At 54.5% G+C, this 19594-nt stretch carries 15 protein-coding genes; 7 read left to right on the top strand and 8 right to left on the bottom strand.

Annotated elements, in window-relative coordinates; all coding sequences use genetic code 11:
• Nucleotides 1–26: 26 nt before the first annotated feature.
• A complete protein-coding gene (locus CHU70_RS10950) occupies nucleotides 27–4385 on the bottom strand; it encodes a cutinase family protein (protein WP_147739862.1) in 4359 nt (1452 codons plus the stop codon).
• Between the two features lie 349 nt (nucleotides 4386–4734).
• Between CHU70_RS10950 and CHU70_RS10945 the strand changes: the two genes are divergently transcribed.
• Nucleotides 4735–5802, top strand: coding sequence for a replication protein RepA (locus tag CHU70_RS10945; protein WP_147739861.1), 1068 nt, complete (start codon nucleotides 4735–4737; stop codon nucleotides 5800–5802).
• A gap of 579 nt (nucleotides 5803–6381) precedes the next feature.
• On the opposite strand, the gene CHU70_RS10940 is transcribed toward CHU70_RS10945, so the two are convergent.
• Both CHU70_RS10940 and CHU70_RS10935 read right to left on the bottom strand, forming a co-directional pair.
• Entirely contained in the window at nucleotides 6382–7686 is a 1305-nt protein-coding gene (locus tag CHU70_RS10940; protein WP_147739860.1) for a WVD2 family protein, read from the bottom strand.
• 136 nt (nucleotides 7687–7822) lie between these two features.
• Complete coding sequence (locus CHU70_RS10935; protein WP_147739859.1) at nucleotides 7823–8776, bottom strand: hypothetical protein; 954 nt, start codon at nucleotides 8774–8776, stop codon at nucleotides 7823–7825.
• A gap of 226 nt (nucleotides 8777–9002) precedes the next feature.
• Here CHU70_RS10935 and CHU70_RS10930 point away from each other — a divergent pair, with 226 nt between their 5' ends.
• Nucleotides 9003–9311: a hypothetical protein gene (locus tag CHU70_RS10930; RefSeq protein ID WP_147739858.1), complete on the top strand. Its 309-nt coding sequence runs from the start codon at nucleotides 9003–9005 to the stop codon at nucleotides 9309–9311.
• Nucleotides 9312–9343: 32 nt separating this feature from the next.
• Complete coding sequence (locus tag CHU70_RS10925; protein ID WP_147739857.1) at nucleotides 9344–9772, top strand: hypothetical protein; 429 nt, start codon at nucleotides 9344–9346, stop codon at nucleotides 9770–9772.
• A 16-nt stretch (nucleotides 9773–9788) separates the two neighbouring features.
• Here CHU70_RS10925 and CHU70_RS10920 read toward each other — a convergent pair whose 3' ends face one another.
• The gene (locus CHU70_RS10920) at nucleotides 9789–10646 is read right to left on the bottom strand and encodes a hypothetical protein (RefSeq protein ID WP_147739856.1); all 858 of its coding nucleotides are present in this window, start codon (nucleotides 10644–10646) and stop codon (nucleotides 9789–9791) included.
• A 320-nt stretch (nucleotides 10647–10966) separates the two neighbouring features.
• Here CHU70_RS10920 and CHU70_RS10915 point away from each other — a divergent pair, with 320 nt between their 5' ends.
• On the top strand, nucleotides 10967–12244 hold the full coding sequence (locus CHU70_RS10915; protein ID WP_147739855.1) for a hypothetical protein: 1278 nt from the start codon (nucleotides 10967–10969) through the stop codon (nucleotides 12242–12244).
• A 13-nt stretch (nucleotides 12245–12257) separates the two neighbouring features.
• Complete coding sequence (locus CHU70_RS10910; protein WP_147739854.1) at nucleotides 12258–14681, top strand: AAA family ATPase; 2424 nt, start codon at nucleotides 12258–12260, stop codon at nucleotides 14679–14681.
• Nucleotides 14682–14953: 272 nt separating this feature from the next.
• Here CHU70_RS10910 and CHU70_RS10905 read toward each other — a convergent pair whose 3' ends face one another.
• The 3 genes from CHU70_RS10905 to CHU70_RS11520 form a co-directional block, all read right to left on the bottom strand.
• A complete protein-coding gene (locus CHU70_RS10905; protein WP_147739853.1) occupies nucleotides 14954–15679 on the bottom strand; it encodes an Abi family protein in 726 nt (241 codons plus the stop codon).
• A gap of 690 nt (nucleotides 15680–16369) precedes the next feature.
• Nucleotides 16370–16594, bottom strand: coding sequence for a hypothetical protein (locus tag CHU70_RS10900; RefSeq protein ID WP_147739852.1), 225 nt, complete (start codon nucleotides 16592–16594; stop codon nucleotides 16370–16372).
• 19 nt (nucleotides 16595–16613) lie between these two features.
• On the bottom strand, nucleotides 16614–16814 hold the full coding sequence (locus CHU70_RS11520) for a DUF2599 domain-containing protein (RefSeq protein WP_353936068.1): 201 nt from the start codon (nucleotides 16812–16814) through the stop codon (nucleotides 16614–16616).
• Nucleotides 16815–17537: 723 nt separating this feature from the next.
• Between CHU70_RS11520 and CHU70_RS10890 the strand changes: the two genes are divergently transcribed.
• Together CHU70_RS10890 and CHU70_RS10885 are read left to right on the top strand one after the other, a co-directional pair.
• Complete coding sequence (locus CHU70_RS10890) at nucleotides 17538–17753, top strand: type II toxin-antitoxin system HicA family toxin (protein ID WP_147739850.1); 216 nt, start codon at nucleotides 17538–17540, stop codon at nucleotides 17751–17753.
• Nucleotides 17750–18142, top strand: a complete 393-nt coding sequence (locus CHU70_RS10885) for an antitoxin HicB (protein ID WP_147739849.1) — start codon at nucleotides 17750–17752, stop codon at nucleotides 18140–18142. The genes CHU70_RS10890 and CHU70_RS10885 overlap by 4 nt, the downstream gene beginning before the upstream one ends.
• Before the next feature lie 110 nt (nucleotides 18143–18252).
• On the opposite strand, the gene CHU70_RS10880 is transcribed toward CHU70_RS10885, so the two are convergent.
• Complete coding sequence (locus CHU70_RS10880) at nucleotides 18253–19527, bottom strand: AAA family ATPase (protein WP_147739848.1); 1275 nt, start codon at nucleotides 19525–19527, stop codon at nucleotides 18253–18255.
• Nucleotides 19528–19594 lie beyond the last annotated feature (67 nt).

Genomic DNA, 19594 nt, shown 5'->3' with positions numbered 1-19594 from the left:
TACGGCGGTTTTTGCTTAATGTTTGACTATGCCTGCGGCAAACCAGCTAATGGATCGCCCAGCGAGGGCTTGTTCGATTCACTGGTCGGCTCACTCGACGAGCTCGGCGAGGATGACTCAGACGGCTCAGATGACTTCGAAGATGTCTCCGACGAAGACTCCGAATCCTTAGGTTCGGAAGTTGCGGAGGAAGAAGTCTCATCCGAAGTCGATGTCTCCGAGGAGGATTCTTCCGAAGAATCTTCCTCGCCAGTCTTGACGTCAACTGCAACCTCTCCATGAATCACGCCACCAAGAACATTGATCCAGTCCTGCGACCAATTCCAGGAACTTTGTTCATCGTTGACCTGAAGGCCTCGGAAACCAACCTCACTGTGACCAATGTTGACCCAATACTTGGGGTTGGTTGCAAGCTCCAACAAGCCGCCGTTGTCGGTAGCCAATGACTGAAGCAACGACTGCGAGGACAGAGGCATGGACAGAACCTGTGTGATGTCACCAAGGCCAGCGCCAGTAAATCCTTGCGCCAGGTGCCCCACAAGCTGATCCGCTCCCGTATTCTTCAGCAGCTCTTCCGGTGCCTGAGGCAATGCCGCCAAAATGGCCGGCAAATCTTGAATCTGTGCAGCTACTTCCGGCAGGACGTTAGGCAGCTCTGCGGCCGCTTCCGTCAGCAGTTTCATCCCCTGACTAATCAGGGGAGCGGAAACAGTGGAGGCAGCACCGGCGACCATCGGAATACCAGCGCCGGCGATTGCGCCAACCGCAGTACCTGCTGGGCCAGCCGCGCTAGTAATCGCACCACCACCAGCTGCAAGCGCAGGCGCTGCTGCGGTAGCGGCCATGCCACCAGCTGCGAGGCCACCGCCAGCGGCAACCATCGTCATACCTGCCGCCAACCGAACAAGAGTGTTCATTGATTCTGGCGAAAGCTTGGTTTCTGGCAGGCCAGTCAGCTCTGCGACATAGTTGACAGCCTCGATCGCCATAACGCCAATCATGCGCTCATCGCCTTCGAGAACCTGCCCGATGCCGCCAGGAAGCTTCACGCTCGTTCCAATGGCTGCAAGATCGCGAGCAAGCTGGGAGTCTTCTGGAAGGTCACAGAAAATGTCACCTGGAGCGCAGAAGCTGGCGACGGTGCCAGCAAGCTCACCGAAGTCCTGATCGCGCTGGCCAGTCAAACCGCCACCTGGGGCAGGCTTTGCAGTCACCGGCTTAAGACCTGGCACAGCTTCATCATCGGCCTTCTTCTCTGTAGAAGCCTCGGTGCTTTCATCGCTGTCTTCGTCATCATCGGAGGTTTGAGCATAAGCGTCTGACAGGGAGTTACCGGACGATTCTTCATCGTCGCTGTCTTCACTATCGAGCAAGCCACCCAGACCGGATGTGGTTTCTTCGGAAGAAGACTCCGACTCCTCGTTTTCCTCCGATGCCGCCGAAGAAGCGTCAGTCGAGGACTCGGAAGATGTCTCGCTTTCCGTATCGGAAGTGGAGGAGTCCTCCGATGCCGCCGAAGAAGAATTAGAAGAAGAGCTGGATTCAGATGGAGTTTCTGAGGAAGAATCCGCTGCGCTGGAATCCTCTTCGGCGCTTTCTTCTGCACTAGCCTCACCATTTACCTTGCCTTCGGCGACGACCTCACCTAGCGCAGCAACATAAGCAGCCTTGCCCTCAGCGCTGTGATGAATACCATCGGAACCGAGGTACTTAGCATCCTCCTGGCCATTTGCCCAGCGCACAGGGATAACGCGGGTATCCTTCTCAGCAGCATCGTACACAGCGGTATTGAAGCTGTTGACCTTATCTGCCGGCAGAATGCCCGCACCGCGGGAGTAGACGTAGGGCCAGAAGATTGTGGCCTTTTCGTCGATTGCGCCAAGCGCCTTCTTGACAGTCGCGTTATCGTCAGCGCCGGCAGTAGCATCGTTTGTTCCCAAAGCAAGCACCCAGCAGGCGTCAGCTGCGTCAGCGCCAAGTTCCTTCTTGACTGCTTCGATAGCTTCCATGCCGTTGCCAGGGTCACTCTTGCCGCCACCGGCCCATGCGAATGCACGGCCGCCGTTGGCGTTGATAACTACCTTGTCGGCACCTGCATCGGTGTAGGCCTTGGTTAGTTCATCGCGAATGGGATCGCTGAGGGAGTCACCGATGTGCGCGACTGTCGAGCACTTGTTTTCAGCGTCTGCAGTTGCCTTATCATCTGCAGCACCAGTGTCATCGGCAGTGCTTTCATCGGTTGATTCGTTAGCATCGGTCGGTTCGCCAGCGGCAGAAGTATCGCTGTCATTGGCCGACTCTTCCTTTTCATCCGAAGCGGACTCGGAATCAGGCGTCTCCATTTCCGTCGTTTCAGCAACCTGCTGAATCTGAGCATCCGGTAGGGTCTTAACTTCTGGGTTCTCACCTGCGCCCGTTGCCGCGCAGTCAGCAGCCGACTTGTCCGCGCACGCAGTCTCAGCGAGGTTTCCCTCTGGGATTGCCTGCCTCATTTCCTCAATCTCTGCAGGTGCAGGATCGGGGACGGCCCTGGAGAGCGCCAAGAGAGCAGCTGGGCCTGCAGTTGTATCAAACTTTTTGGCGCACTCAGAGTAGGTATCTTCGCCACAGCGACCATAGCGGTAGGTCTTTCCCAAAAACTCGCTGAACATCGTGCGGTCAACGGTCGAGGGCACGATGTACTGGTCAGTGCCAGAGGTAGCCGTGATTGCTGCATAGGCGCTCAGTTGGGCTCGAGCAGTCTTTTCATTTTCCTTATTCGCCCAGACTTCATCGTCGCCGATGGTTACATCGTCCATCTTGTCGGAGTTCATTGTCACGATGACTGGAGGAACTGGTGGGTTGGCATTCAGATTGCCTTTATGAATAACCCCTCGCGCTCCATCACGTGCCTCATCGCCTTCGACATACTTGTACTCGCGGGAGAGGGCCAGGCAGGCTTCGGCATTGAGATCTTCGCACTTGTCGAAGTTTTCCTGCAGAAGCTTCTGGTCATCGTCGGAGACCATCTTGACCTCATAGTCGGCCGATTCCTCCGGGTAGATGTCTTTGAGACAATCTTGCATGTCAGCCACGGTCAACTTCTTGTCTTCCGCGCTGCGATCCTTGGACGCCTCTTCTAGAGCCTTGTCTGCAGCCTCGCCAGAGCAACGCTCACCAAGTTCATTCCACTTGGTCTTTCCGAACACGCCCATTGTGTAGAGCTTCTCGCGCGAGCCAAGCTGCTTGGTATCTGGCTTCTGATCTGCAATGCGCTCGATGCTAACAGTGCGCGTGGCGGGAGCAGAGTTCAAGTTTTCGGTAGAACCACCTCCGAGCAGGCCACTAAGTCCTTCAAGAGCCCCATTGTCGGACTCGCTGTTTTCCTCGGAGGAGGAAGTCGAGGATGGGGCCGAGCTAGATGACGTGGATGATTCATTCGACGGGGCAGAAGAGGTCGTAGAAGTCGATGAAGAAGAGTTCTTCGAACCAGAGCTGTCCGTCTTGGAGTTCGTCTTATCGCTGGTATCGTCACCCGACAGGATCGACGCCAAGCCGCCAATATCGGAGGCGGTCATCTGCAGCTGAGCCAGCGATGGATCTTCTGCCATCTTGCCGACTGCCTTGCTGACTTCTGCGGGCATCTTAGGGGTATCCGAAGAGGTATCCGGCAATACCGGAGCGCCATCAGCACGCTTAGGGTCAGAGAACAGCAGTACAGATGCAATGAAGTCAGGGTCAATCGACGTTTGCTTATTACCAATCAGCGTCGCTACATCGCCTGACACCTCCGCCCCTTGAGAGAATCCCGCGAGGATTACCTTTGAGTCGCTGCATCGTGCCTGTGCATCCTCAATGGTGGCAATTGCCTTTGAGACGCCATACTCAACGGACTTTCGGTAAGAGGTTCCCTTAATTGCCAGGTCGGCAGGGTAGTTGATGTAGGTCTCGGAAAGCTTGTCACCCAATTCTGCCCGTAGCGGAGATACAAGCGAGTTAATTAGCCCCACGGGACGGTTCGGATCCCAATCTGGGCTAATACCGCCTGTAGCCGGCACTGCAACCAGCATCAGTGGCGCACATTCAGGGTTTGTAGATTCCTTGGCGCCAGCTTCATCTGGAGGGGTGAGGCCGCCTGCGCCAGGAATGACCTGGCCTGCAGCATCAGCCGCCGTGCCAAGACCGCTCGATACAGCGCCAGCGAGATTAGTGGGGTCAATATTGCCGCCGGCTGTCGATCCCACACCTGGAATATCTGGGAGTGAGGTCACACCGGGAATGAGTGAGCTGACATCCGGCAGAGCTGGCGCTTGTGCCGTCGCAGGGCTGGCAGAGCCAGCGGCTATGAGCGAAAACGCTGCCGTCGCAGCCAGTGAGCGCAACATTGTGCGCCTGGTCGTAGACATCGCTGTCCTTTCGTGTGGTGGTTGAGCATGGTGTTCCGGCCAGCCACGCCCAAAAATAGAGACTTGGTGAAAGTAATTTTTGGCGCGTGAATGACATCATTGAGAATATCAGCGTAGTGCTACCAAATTCGCCTCTAAAACCGCACATTTCTACCCATAACCTGCAGGAATAATGGTAACTTGCGGGCCGACCAGGGAACTCTTGAACTTCTCCGAAGGAGTAAAATTTTCCCCCCCCTTCCGCCACTGCGCAATGTTCCATCTACTACTTATCGGCCAGATTAATATTTTGGCCTGCTAACGTAGACGGAAATCGGGTCACCACCACCGAAGGTTTCACGCACACCACGTGGAGAACGCCTTCGAGACCGTACCAAAACCAATCCACACCGAAAGTTCGTTCATGTCATCTCACAATTCGCAAGACGATCGCGACCGTGAAATCGGTTCCGCATTAGAAGGGCTTTTCAGCATGAGCGTTCCTGCCAACTTCGGAGATGAGCGCGACGATTCGTCGCGCTCATCTCCGTCGCCAGAGAACACGCCTGAGAAGATGCGGCCAGAAATTGGTTTCGCTAACCCGTACCTCACGCGGATGACATTGCCGTACCGCAAGGTCGAAACCAACCAGATTGTCGTAAAAAACGGCAACCAGACGCTCTATGTCACCGCTACAGGCTCAGGTGGCTTGCCATACGGTAAATACCCACGTCTCGTTCTGCTGTGGCTTACAGAACAAGTTATTTCCAACTATGCCAAGTACTCTGACACGGATCCGAGACAGAAGGAAATTAACCTTGGCTCAAGCCTCCGATCTTTTATGAAAGAGGTCGGAATTTCTATCAGCGGCAGGTCGGCAAGCCAGCTCATTGAACAAATCAAGCGTCTAAGCCACACCACATTCCTCATTGAAGAAACTGGCCACTCAGACGGCAAGAGTTACCACAAGCAAGCGTCAGCGCTGGTTTCGGAGAAGTTAGAGCTCTACTGGTCAGGAAAAGATTCCGCCGCTTCGGAGTCCACTACCTCGATGTTGGACTCGTCAATTCAGCTATCTTCGGCATTCTTTGAGCTCTTGAGGGAGCGCTATTTCCCCTACGATAAGCGCATTTTGCGCCACGTCCAGGCAAGTCCGATGGCGATTGATATTTATCTGTGGCTCACGCAGCACGGGTACGCGAACAAGAAATTCCTTTCGCTGCGTTGGGATGATGTCATGGCCCAGTTCGGCACTTCCTACAACGGACACGAGATTACTCCCAGCGACCGACGCGATTTCAGAAGAAAATTCGATAAGGCCCTCAATAAAGTGCGCGAAGTATATCCAGAGATTCGCGTAATCAGTGAAGCATCAAAACTGACAATCCTTCCTTTCAATGCCTCGGTAAATCCACTCGAAATCGAGAAAAAGGATTAAAGCGACACATTAATCGGCTTTGGGTGCACAATTCACCAAGGCCGATTTTTCTATATCAAAAACCGTAATCGAGCCTCTGCTCAGTCACCCCACAAAGGCATACCGCACCGCATCAGAGGTGTGTACTTTGGACACACGCACCAAGAAACCCGGTGTGTACTTTGGACACATCACCCCTAAGCACTCAAGTCCGGTGTGTACTTTGGACACATATAGTGTGTACTTTGGACACATATCCGTGTACTTTGGACACATATCCGTGTACTTTGGACACATGCATACCATCAAAACAGCAGGTCACAGCAGCTAAATTCCTTGGACCAATATACAATATGTTCATTAAGAACAATATGCGGCGTGAAGTTATCCACAGGCAGCTTTCCAGGTAGAAGTTATCCACAAGTTCAAGTTTTTAGCTCACGCCTCGCTTCGCTCGTTGTGCTGCCGCGGCACCTTCGGTGCCTTGCCTAACAAGCTGTCATGGGAATAACGCTCCATTCTCAGAACAAGTAGCGCACAATAATAAAGAAAAAGAGCACCAGACTACTATCTGATGCCCTTGAAAGTTCAGCCATTCAATTAACTAGTAATCTCTTGGCCTGAAATAACCCACTTGTTTCCGTTCTGTTTAACAGTCACAGTCTGATCCGTTTTCCACATTTGAGGATCTTGCCCTTCAGAGGTGGGCTTCACAAACTCAATGACGCTGACCTTAAAGATGTTAGACCCTGAATCTTGGATATGAAGGCAGTACCCGTCACCGTTGTCAGGATGGTTAATGCCTTCCTGAAGGCTCGAAACCGACTTATACATGGATGAGTCCAGGAACTCGGAAGCCGCTTGTGCGTCTCTCAACGTGAAGTAGGCGTAGTTGAATCCCTTAATCGCCTCGACTGGTGTCGATCCGTCGCCATTGGCACGTGTTGTAGTCTCGCCGCTACTCGTTGCTTCTTGGCAACGTTCTGCAACATAGCTGTCGAAACTATCCTGCGGAGCCAAAGTCGAGGTGCTGGAGCTTGTCAGAGGAGAAGACTGTGTGGCACTTGATTCAGTACCCTCAGACGGCATAGAAACGGTTGCTTCCTCCTGCGCAAACGCTCCTTGAGCTACGGAGTAGAGCTTCATTCCGCTAGGCACCATAATTGCGGCCGTGGCGACCGCAGCGACGCCTACAACCGCTCTACGACGCCAATTACCGGGCTTCGTCTCAGAGTTAGCTCCTTCTCTATTCTGCGCCTCTAGCTTGCGGAGACGCTGCTTTTGTTTACGTTCTTCCTGCTTCTTTTTGCGCTGCTGCTCTTTATCAATTCGCTCTTGCCTGAGCTGCTTTCTCTTTTCTTCCTTCTTCGCCTCCCGCTCTTGCTGTTTCGCGCTTTTCTCCTGCTGCTTCATTTGCTCATTGACTAGCGGTTGAGAAGCCTTACGCTGCGCCTTTTCATCAAGCTTGGCAATGTCTATTCCCTTAGATCGCCCCTTGGTGGCTTTGGCGGTGGAAGCAGTCAGCACAGATGACGCCATTGGAGCGCGGAAGGCCGTGGGAGAGAGAACAATATCGTCGAAATCTTCGTCATTGTAGGTAACCGGAACGAAGTCTTCTTCCTCGGTCTCAATCCTCGTAATCCTGGGGCCCGCATCGAAGGCAGCGTCATCGTCATGATCTAAAGAGTCGCTATTGTCGGCCGCGGGCGTTGCCGATTTGATAATCGGGGACGTGACAGGTTCGCTTGGCTGTTGCGAGTTATTCTCACGTTCTTCATCAGCGACTGGATCACCGAAAGAAGCAGCTTCAAACTCCTCGAATCCGTCATCGTTTTCTTCGTCGAATCCCGAGAAGGACTCGAAACTGTCTTGATCCCACTCGTCTCCTGGGAACTCTTTAGACATTGTGCGCTCCTTCGTGTGGTGTGCAAAAAGGCGGGGCACATCTCATGGTGAGATGCTTCCCCGCCTGGTGTTTTGGGGGCGCCTTCACTGTAAAAGGTGCCCGCTTACCTGCTGATTTTCGCAGCAGTAGAGTTGGTTAGCTCTGGATGTTTTCAGTGTCGAGCTTTGCCTCCACTGTGGCGTTTTCCGTGGTTGCGGAGGCATCTGCCTGGACTGCAGTTCCTTCACTGGAAACAGAGGCATCTGCCTGGAGTTCAGCGGTGTCAACCTGGACATCGGTTTGGCTGGAGTTAATGCCGGCTGGAGAGAAGGTTGTGGTGTTTGCAAAGGAAGCGTCGCCGGAGGTTTCCGGGGTGTCCCAAGAAGCATCAGCTTCGATGTTGACGGTGACGCTCGGAGTAGTAGGGAGCTGGGGGAGACGGCTGTTGTCAATGGCAGAGTCTTCCTGGGCTTCCTGCTCGGTTGGTGCTGGCGCAGTCTCCTGTGCCGGGGCCTGCTGCTTTGGAGCTGAGGTTTGCTCGGCCTGCGCCGGGGTCTTCTGCTCCTGTGCTGCGGGCTGTGTGGCGGTTTCCTGCTTCTGCTGTGCCGGTGCTGGCGCAGCCTCCTGTGCCGGAGCCTGCTGCTGCGGCTCAGAGGCCTGCTTTTCTTCCGCTGGCGGTTCCTGTGCTTCGGTGCTGGTGCTCGGTTCCAGGCCCGGCTGAGTCTTCTGCTCAGTCGGCTTGGTTTGTACATCCTGATTCGAAGTCGGAGCCTGCTGCTGCGGCTCAGGCGTGGAAGTGTCCTGGACGTTAGTGCTGGTATTCGACTCCAGGCCTGGCTGAGTCTTCTGCTCAGTCGGCTTCGACGGCGCTGCCTCAATCGAGGTCTGCGGGGCCTGCTCCTGCGGTTCCTGTGCTTCGGTGCTGGTGCTTGGTTCCAGGCCCGGCTGAGTCTTCTGCTCAGTCGGCTTCGACGGCGCCTCCTGGGCGGTGGAGTTCAGTCCCGGCTGTTCACCAGGAGCTGCATTGGCGATGCCTGCGGCGGCAAGGGAAGCTGCTGCAGCGCCGAGGGAAAAAGTGACGAGGCGATAGTAGGGCTTAGAGATGCGCATTGATGATTTGGGGGCCAATATCTATGGTCTCCCCATCTCCTTTCAGTTCGGTGCATGGTGTTCTGTCTCCTGCTTTCGCAGGGATGTCCATAGCGTAAATCATGAGCGCTTCCCTTCTATGGAGTCCGTAATAGAGGTTCCATTCGTGCAGGTAATCATGGGAAAGCGGCGCTCCTTTAGGGTGTTGAATACCAATCGCAATCAGAACACCTAAGGAGAAGTTGTTATGGCTCGGTCAATGACGGCAGTTGCTTTTGACGAGACGGAAGTAGACATCTTGAAGGAGGTCAACAATTCCAAGCGAATTAGTGCGTTGACCAAGCCATTGACGGATGAAATTCGTGAGATGTCGCGAGATACTGCCGAGCTGGCGAAGAACAATTGGGTGGAGCGAGAATCGCTTGAAAAGGCTGCGCGGAACATCGAACGCCACCGCACTCTTGTTGAGTCTCTTCCTGAAACAGATGATCGGGCCGAGCATCTTGAGGCGCTTCGCGTAGCCGGAGATGTTATCAACGAGGCTTTGAACCTTTAGAGGTTTCGTACAGTTAGGACTCACTTTTCAAGATGGAGAGCAAGTCGCCGGCCGAGTCTTGCCAGGAGGACTCGGAAACAGCATCGCGCATTGAAGTGGCGTATCAGCTTCTGCTGAATATGAGCGATGACGTAATGAATCAACTTGAGGCAGCTGTCGCTGCGAAAGAGGTATCCGTCCGTATTGCAGCGGAGCGTCTGCACGACCTTATTGCGCATCACTACGGCAATGCCGACGATCGCAGGAAAACACTTCCCCGAAGCATGTCCGTTCTTGATGACGTAGAGCAAGACTGGCTTTACAGATTCAATCCGCCCTTGCTTGAGTACCTAGTTGGTGTGATGTACGCTTACGCCTTCAAAGATTTACTTAACAGTACGGCCCATCATGCAGTGCAAGTGCTTGCGAAGCCACTACAGTCGGCGAGCATTGACCTTCCTGGGCTAGCGGAAGTCGGATAGCCTTACTTCGAGGAGGCTAGAGCAGTGCAAGTTGTTGCCACGGGGCGGCTTCTTGCCACTGCGCATCAAAGTTTTCCACGGTGACTGGTGTCTGTTCAGCGAGCGCGTCAGTTGGAATGCTTACGCCGAGCTGTTGACGGAGGCGCTGAACAAAGTCCCACTTCATGCGGAGAATCGAAGACACCCGCCTTGTAGCAATGCCGGTGGCGTCTGCTCGGCGGATAACCTCGCAAACATCCGCGTCAGTGAGCACTTCGGCGCGGAGAGCCTCTGGAGTGATGGGGTGATGGTTAAGTGCGAGCCACCGCTCGGTAACCACGGGGCGGCGCGGGTCTTGGCTGAGTGCGGCTTGGACTGCGATTTCGTTGATAGGGGCCGACAGTGGGGGAATCCATGAGTAATCCCAGGGAGTAAATTCCTCGTCAATGAAGCCAGCTTCGTCGCTGTCCACCGGCTGCGTGCCAAAGGAGAGCTTAATGGTTTTTGGGAACTCGTCTCCGGCGTCGTTGGTGACGGTAGCTTCGGTGAGTTCTCCGTGAGCGGTCTCCCGAATCTGGGTAGAGGCTTTGGTGGTGAGGCATCCGTTGAGGGTGGGGTCGGGGTGCCCTTGGTATCCCCAGTAGATTCCTGCTCGTACTACACCGCAGGGGGCAGCGTTGCTTTCTGTGAGCCTGGCTGTTTCTTGCTTGCAGGCTTGAAGTAGCGGGCAGTCGGCGCAGATGCTGAGCGCAGTTTTGACGTCTTGAACTGCCTGGTCGAGGTATTCGAGTTCGGTGTTGAGCTCGTTGGAGTCGGCGGCATTACGTACAGCGGTGGAGTCCAGTTCTTCTGCGAAGAAAAGGTGCTCTCGACCGCAGCAAGCTGCAGTATTCATTGAAAGCTTTTCTCTCTAGTGGTGGCGGTGTTTTGGTGCGTCATCCCCCTGTGGGGCCAAGAAGGTGGTGGGTCCCCTGGCTAACCACAAGGATGTAATTATTTTGGCTGACAACCTAAACATACAGCATGTATGTAGTGTGATGCGACACATAAACCGCAGAATTGTCTTACATCTGGGCGGCTAAAGTCTCGGCCAGACCACAGAGGCACCATGAAACTCTTTTCTTCACACAGCGCATGTAACGCATGAAGGAGAGAAGCGAGATGTACGCAATTGGTTTTCATGGATGCAGCCACCTTGGCTATCGAATGGGCTCAATGAATCGTTCACATACGGACGGTATTAACCTCCGCGAGAACGACGGATACGTAGCCCACAGAATGATTTACTCGGAGATGCTTGACGCAGGAGTCATTGGCATTGTCGATGGCGGAGATCTTTTTCACGTCGAACATCCGTCAGTTCGGGCAGTAGCGGAAGCTATCAGCGCTGACGATATGCGCGTGGCCGCGGGCAAACGGCGGGGGACGCCGATTTGGCGTCGCACGAATGGCGGAAACCATGATAATGGTGCGTCAACACATGTTTCTGCGGTCTCTCACATCGAGCGAGCGGAGCTAGAATCTTTGGCTGTTTTTCCTGATTCCCCGCATCCGATTGGGCCACATCCAGGCCTGTATGAGGTGCATCAGCCAGATGCCGATCGTGACTTGTTTTTGCACTTTGTGTCGCACAACGGCCTAGACCCGGCGCTGGGGGACAAGGGGATTGTCATTGATCCGAAGCCGGTTTCTGGCGCGGTGAATATCTTTGTGGCGCACGGAATTTTCGAGGCTGATGGGCGACTGTTCGGAGCGGTCGATGGTCATGGAGCTCAGCGGGTTATCCCTGTTGAGTGGACAAATCGAGCGTGGAGCGCAGTTATCTTGTCGGACTATCACACACTGGGGCCGATTCCGGGGTTTGGGCCGGATGATGACCATGCAGGGCCGGATGTGTGGATGACCGGCTCGGGGGTTCGCCGAGGCTTTTCCGACGAAGATGCTGGCCGTGGCTGGATTGAAGTGCGGGTCGATGATGATGGTCATACGAGCGTGATTCCGCACTACATTTGGCAGCGCCCGCAGATTGACTTTGAGCCGATTGATGCTCGGGGGAAGTCGGTTTCCGATATTGATCGGATCGTTCGGCAACGACTCGGGGACGTGACACTTTCTGATGGGGCCACCGAAAACCTCACCGGCGATGGTGGCGTCATCATCCGACAAGTCATCGACTACACAACCCAAGCTCAGCGGCAAGCACTGGCTGCCTGCCAGAAAGATTGGCGAGCAATGGCCGCCGATGCGGCATACTGGTCAGCCCCCTATGCGCACCCACAGCAGGCGCGGCCGACAATGGCTGACTGTGCATCCACCACAGACTTCTCTCGCCTCGATTTCGCCAATGAGTTCACTACGCGACGTCAGGGCAACGGCACCGTTGCGGCCGCACTAAAGGCATTCGCTGACGAAGGCGACGAAGTGCTTTCGGCCATTGTGAAAACCACCACCGATACCTTGCAGTCACTGCAATCAGCCGACGCGAACAACTAGGAGAGCGGTCACTATGCGCATCACCACCATTCGTCTATTCAATTTCCGATCTATCGAGGAACTCACCCTCGACGTTTCTAGTGATGGACTGCACGCCATCACCGGGTCATTTGGAGCGGGCAAGTCCTCCTTTTTTACCGCTGTGCGGTGGTGTTTGTTCGGCGATGCCGGCGATGCTGGCACCAATGCTGACTTACGCCGTCGCGGCAGTGATGAGCGTGCCGATGCAGGCGCAGAGGTGACCTTTACGCATGGTCAAGATGTCTTCGTTGTGCGCCGCTGGATGCGTCGCTCCAATACGAAAAATGGAGTGAAGGAGAAAGTGCTTGCCGCGCTGAGCATCAACGGCAAAAATGTTGACGGCATCGGCGCTCGAACTTTGACTCGCGAGATGGAAGAACGTCTGGGAATGACCGCAAAGGCTTTTGCTGGCGCTGCCATGATTCCGCAAGGAGAAGTAGCAACCTTGATGAAGGCCACACCCGTTGAAGTCCAGGCGCTTGTCGAAGAACACACCGGCATCGCGCCACTGACAAAGGCGCGCGATATTGCCCGCAAGCAGGCAACAGTGGCCGAGTCGAAAGCTGATGCACTGCCGGGGACAGAAGAAGAGGTCGTAGTTGCTGTTAACCAGCGCAACGAAGCCCAACAGGAGGTTGAAAACTGTCAGCAGCGCGTCGATGAGGTCAAGAACCAATTGGAAAGCGTTAGTGGTTTGCGGAGGAATCGTGATGCTCAGGTGCGAGCCTTGCGCGATGCCGAACGTGGTGCGCAGAAAGCGCGCGAGAACGTCGCCGTTGCTCGTGCGCGACGTGATGACGCCCGCCGAGAAGAAACCCAAGTCACTGACGCTGCGCGGCAGGCAGGGATTTCTATCGACGGTGACCTCGCAGAAGCGTTTGAACAGGCGCGATGCGCTGCGGAGGAAAAGTCGGCCAGTATCCAGCGAATCAACGATCTCGTTGTCAGGGTGCGCACGGCCAAGTCTCACAAGGACGCTGCCAGCGTGGCCGTCGATAAGGCCGATGCTGCAGAAAGACTGGCTCTTGATGCTGCCGATGAAGCCGGATCGGCTAGGCAGCAGTGGCTCCAAGAACTCGATGAAGCTAAGTCTGATGATGTGGAGATCGAGCAGTCCCTTCGGACTGTCTTTGGCCAAGCCAGCGTGCACGAAGCCGCATTCAATCGGCTGCGGAAGGCCATTGGGGTTCTCCAGTCGGCTGGCCAGGGACATTCATGCTGCCCGACCTGCCAGCATGAGCTTGATGATGTCGATGGGTTGATTCTGGCAATGCAGACAGAAGCCGACCAGGCCCAGGCTGACTATGACGTGGTTTGTCGCCACGGCGTTGAGCTGGAGCAGCAGCGAAAGAAGACGCAGGTAGTAATCAGTGAGCTGCAGAAAAAGATTAGGGAAGCGGAAGCGCAAATGTCTAAGGCTGAGATCGCTGCACGACAGGCTGCAGACGCGAGGGGACGTGACACTCAGGTGCAGGCCGACCTTGATACCTCGCTCTCTGAGCTCGCAAAAACCCTCAACATGCCAGCAAACGCCCGCCCAGAAAATCTGTTCGCACAAGCCAAAACCACCTATCACCAACTCCAATCCGATCGTGATGAAATCCTGGCCACCTGCAATCTCCTGGAGCGTGTCACCTCCGTCATTCAACGCGCACGCCACGCGCAACAGCTTCTCCGCGAAGCTGAAAAGGCGGCCCAAGAAGTCAGCGCCCCCACAGTCGAAGAAATTCACCACGCAGAGCAGGAAGCAGTCAAGGCCGCTACAGCAGAGCAGCAAACAGTAGAGCAGCTCTCCGAGGCGAACTCCTGCCTCTACAGTGCGAAGTCAGTCTTAACCGTGGTCACGATGACTGCCGAAGAAGCGCAGATCCGCTGGGAAAAGAAGCAAGCCGCGGTATGCGACGCGCTTATCGCTCGAGGTAAGGCCAATGCCATTGCGGCATTGCGCAGCGAACTTCTGACAGAATCCACTAAGGCAATCTGCCAGGGAGCAAGCGACCTCCTAGCCTCCTTTGGTGGCGAATACGTTGCCTTCCATCTCGACGAGGACTTCATTCCCCGCGCTGAACTCTCCGATGGCCGACTCGTGCGCACTTCTGTGCTCTCCGGTGGTGAATCTGCTCTCGTCGGGCTGGCGTTCCGCGTCGGCATCACTCTCCGGCTTGCCTCTGGTGGCCTGCCCGAACAGGTGCTATGTGACGAGGTGACCAACTATCTGGATGAACAGGGACGGCGCAGCGTTCTCGCGGCGCTCAACAACCTCTTTTCCTCCGTGGTACTGATCTCGCACACGCAAGAAGCGTTGGACTTTGCGACACATGTGCATTCGATGGTGAGATCCCCGCTGGGGGCTACGCATTTTGAAGGCCAGGAAGTCCTGGACGAAACCTCTCCCGATCACCGCATCGCGGCTTAGCCGCACCAGTATCGAACGCGAGGAGACGTGACATACCTAGGCCGTTGCGGGGGCTCCTTCGCAATATGCCGGCTTGCTCTCAGTGATCCCTCGCGCTTGGCGCGGCGCTACTGCTCCGGCGGACTATCAAAACACCCCACCCCCAGAAGGGGGCGGGGTATAGTGGTTGGTAATTCAGTGCTGTAGATTAAGGCCCAGAGAAGGCAAGGACTAGGTCCCTTGTCATGAGTGGAAAAGGTCAACAGGACGAAATGCGCCTGTTGGCCTTTTTCTTATTTTGGGCGTCGGTCATACACTGCATGAACCGTACTAGTGCCAGTTAGCCAAATAGCCAAATCGGGATCAATACTGCTCACCAGATCGAACGCATCGTTAACAATATCGAGTACATCCACGTTTAACACGCTATCCATATGGGAGACTCGATTCCGCAGCTCATGCAAATGGGCAACTCGCCAATATGTTTTTTCTCCATCCAAATCCACTATGTGTGGAAAAGCATTTATCACCGCGCCCTTCCACAATCTCATGCGGTTCTTATTCTCGGTCTTATCTTGATCGGCGTTGGGTGCATGATTCGGTAAAATGTCCTTCCACATGCCAAACATTGTGTGAGCAAGAACGTCATCATGTGTCACCTGCTGGCCGTATCGAAAATGGTTAGCTGGGCGACGCTGGGCTGATTTGCTAGCACGGCGTACAGCCTCAATCCTCTTGCTTTTCGTCAAGCTACGTAAAGGGCTGGCAGGGTCGTGAAGCAACCAACTTGTCTGGTATCCCTGCTCCGCGTTGTTCCATTCCTGCAGCTGCTCATCAATAGCATTGCGAAGAAACACTTCCGTCAAGCCCAACGTCTCCTGAATAGACGCAGTCAACTCAACGCTCCAGCGGTAAAGAGAGAGAGCTTTCTTTTCATTCCCGCCCGCCGCCGCCAAATACGGGGCAATGCGGGCTGTGCCCAAGGCACTAATAATTTTTCTCCTGTTAGAGCTCTTCATTTTTCCTATATTGCCAGATGACGCAGAACTAAATAGGGCTTACAGCAATACCACGATAGTTTTTCTAGGTATGTCTGACTGGAACATTTGCCGGTTTTCGGGCAAAAGTTGGGTATGCGCAAGTGGTTCCGCGGGGAGGGGAGCCTGCTCGTCAGATTGTTGAACTAAAAGTGCAGTAGCCTATCGAATTTTTCTCCGATAGAACTAGCTGATTACGCGCAAACGCTCAGACCTAGAGGAAACGCTGTGTTTTGTTCACAGGGGTCAGCTGATTGCGGCATTGATGACCTTGTCGGCCGTGGTGGTCCTTTTAAAGAGAGGTAGGCCTAGTCGAAGAATCCCTCGCTGGTTTCCTGTTTGATACTGGGGTTGTTCGGTAGCATTGCAGAGTTTGAGTAGGCGCTTATTTTTGGGGATAAGCCGAAGGGATTGAATAGGCGTGTTCCCGTTTTAGATTCTGGTCCAACTAAACAGGTATGGCGGTGGAATAGGGAAGGTATATCGAAGGCAGAAGTCGCACGTCATCTTAGAGCTGGCAGCACTTCTCTAAATCGGTAGTTTCGGAGGAAAATACCCCTGGTATGAAAAATCTGGAGTCGGAACATGGGGTTTGCCGGCTGCTAATGCAGGGGAGTGGAAAGTCCGCGCCTCCTCATGACAAGAGGAGGCGCGGACCGTCGATGTCGAACTTTAATTGCGCCTTTCTTTCAATATTTTTCCAGGAAAGTACATTACAGAGACTATGATTGCGACTATCCCAGACGCTATTAAAAGAAAGGCAATGAGCCCATTTTCTGCGGTCAAACCGGTTAAATCTGCCTCGTTTACTGAAGCCGACATATAGCTATTGCCAAAGAAAATGAGGGCAGCTCCTGCTAGTAGAGTGCCAATGAATAGCGCGACGAACTTAGCCATTGTGTACTGCCTTTCCTACTTATGGGTTACAAAGTGCCCTCACTGTCGCAGCATAGCCGACATCTGGCCGCCAGCTTTCGAGATTCCAAGGATCTTTTGCGCCTATGTTTGCAATATGGCACGAAAGCTGATTTTTCATACTGTTAGTGTGCAGATGAGGAGGTGTCTTTTGCTTGTACTCATTCCACATGCGCTCATGAAGGCGATTTGAACTTGCCATCATTCCCGGATATGTATCACCACCATGATGGTAAACATGAACGCGGTCACCTTGCGGGGTGTGCGTAATATCAATCCTCGGGAAGTAGTTTGTGGTAGCAGCGTACGCAGGAGCCGCTAGTGTCACAGACATTGTAATTGCCGTAGCTGCAACCGCTAATCTGCGGGGTATCTTCATTTTTGGTCTCCTTGGGGCTTGGAGCCCGTGTCGGGCTGACTTGGTTTCCGGAGTAAGTCATATAGTTATATATATGACTTAAGTTGCACGATATCCCCACCCGCCCGCGGGTTCAATAGGGGGTGTCTATCGGGGGAGATGTGTTGCCCTATGCCTGTGTTCGGCATAGGGCGTCTGTGGTCGTGCGGTGATATCAAAAAAGCTAGCGGGGTCCTGCTGTGGCGAGGTTTGGCCTGCCAGGTCCGTGCGTAGTTGCTGGAGTAGATCGGTGGGCCGGGACAATGCTGGGTCATCTTTTTAGGGCGTTAATACGTGGTGCGTTACGTGTTGGGGTGTTGCTAGGTGTTCGTCGCTATTTAGTCGAAGGATGACCTTGTTAATTCCCTGCTCAGACGGGAAGTATGAGGAGTGCTATTTCTGCAGTTTGTGTTGGTGTTGACGTTTCTGGGTCGGGTGTTTTCCTGTTTTTCGGCAGTGTCCACCCTGAATCCCTAAAAAGTATAGCCCCTCTATACATTGATGATATAGGGGGGCTATACTATGCTTATGACTAAGCCAATGAAACGGCGCGACCTAGTGAGAAAGCTGACCAGAGCAGGATTTACATCAAGGGAAGGAAAAGGCGACCACGAGGTGTGGACACACACCTTGCTGCAACGCCCTGTGGTTATCACGCAAACCCGCGAAATATCCCCCGCAGTAACCCGCAATGCCCTCAAAGCAATAGCCAACGTAGAGCGCCTGAAAAAGGAGGAGAAATGAGCACCACAATCCACGTCACCGCTGAAAGATGGGAGAAAGGGTGGGATCTAATCCTGGACGAAGATAACGCAACCAGCGTCACTCGCCTCAAAGACGCCGAACAACAAGTACGCGACTACCTCGACACCATTGAGCCAGCAATCGACCATAGCGATGTTGACATCGATCTCACGGTTGACCTCGGGGGACTGCAAGACGATATTGCAATCGCTCGCAAAGAAACGCTTGAAGCCGCTCGCCAGCAGGAGCGTGCTGCAGCACAGCTCCGTAAAGCAGCTCGCAGCCTGAAATCTAGGAACATTCCGGCTGCTGATGCAGCAGTGCTACTAGAGGTCAGCAAAGGCAGGGTTTACCAACTGCTTGCCCCAGCACAGAAAACCCACTCCTAACAGATTTGCCGCTCTTCCTTGTTGAGCCCAAGTCGGTGTCGGGGGCAGGCACTGTCCAATGCGGACATGCGCCTGGGGGCGCAGAGCAACATCAATGATCCGACTTTTCCCTAATCGCGCGCCTGAGATACCAGGCCATCGGCAATCTCCAAGCGGGTCTGCGCCTCCAGGAGGTCACGGACGAAGGTTCGATAATCCACATCGGTAATAGGGCATTCCGCCAGGAAAGCTGCAGCTGCAATCGGAAGGCCGAAAACCTTTGCTTTCTTTGTAGCTGACAGCAGTGAGCGGATGGAGGGAACCCAGCCAATGCCTCCATCGAGGCGGCGCTGCTCCATGTCGTACTCCAGTCGGTAAGCAACAGCCAGGAAATCCGGGTGAGCTCCTAGCGCAGAAGCGGTCGCCAGGTCAGTTGGCACATCGAGCGTCACGTCAATGCGGTCGGCAATGGGCTCAATGATGCCGATACCTGTGTTCGGGTTAGCAGTGATGATGACAGAGAAGCCTTGAGCTGCCTTAATCGTCTGGTTTTCGGGACGGTCAACGACGGTGATTTCTCGCCGATAGTCAAGTACCGGCAAAAGGGCGGATTGCACAGTGTTGGATGCCCAGGGGAAGTCATCGAGGATAAGGGCGGTGCCGGTTTCCATTGCAGTAACCAGCGGCCCGTCGTGCCACTGGAAGTCGCCAGGAGATCCTGGCACAGGTTTCCATTGGCCAACAAGGTCGGAGATGGTCATGCCGTCGTGGCAGTTGACGGTAATAGGCTCATGGAGGGCAGCGTTGCATAGTGTTGTCTTGCCGGTTCCCGGAGGGCCCTGGAGTAGCACGGTCATGTTGTTGACATGGGCGCGTCGGATCAGATCGACGTCGCGAAGCTCGCCGATATAGCGGGGCTGATATTCGTCGTTGAAAACGGGCTCATCTGACGTTTCCGTCGCCGACTGTGGCTGGGGTGCTGTTTCTTCCAGGTCGGCTTCCTGCTCGCCGGGGGTGGCCATGCTGAGTTCTAGGCTGCGGATGTAGGTCGCGACATCGGCCGAGTTTCCGCCTGTCTCGTCGAGGATGCGCAGGAAACGCTGCATTAGGTTTTCTGGACTGTCACCTTCGAGGTCATCCATTGGGAAAGCCACGGTGTGCAGGTACGACAGGCCATGCTGACGCTGATCGTTGTCGGACTCTTCGTGGATCTCGTCGGCGATGCGCTGCAGGGTGCGGAGTCGATGGGAGGAGTTCTCGGAGAGTTGGTAGAACTCGCAGTTGACGTCATCAAGGCTTCCCCAGATGTGGTAGCCGCGGTCGGTCATAAAATTGCAGTGGGAAACGGAAGTGGTGTCGAAGACATCAGAGGAAGGGATGAACCCGTATCCAAAAACGTGATGCATGGTGCTGTCGCTTTCTAGTGGTGGATTTTCTACGACCAACGTACAGACCTCATTAAGTCATGTGACC

This window comes from Corynebacterium sp. LK10, assembly GCF_008042455.1.
Taxonomy (GTDB): Bacteria; Actinomycetota; Actinomycetes; order Mycobacteriales; family Mycobacteriaceae; genus Corynebacterium; species Corynebacterium jeikeium_D.
The sequence above is the reverse complement of the archived record's forward strand: the minus strand, read 5'-3'. Positions and strand labels throughout refer to the sequence as shown.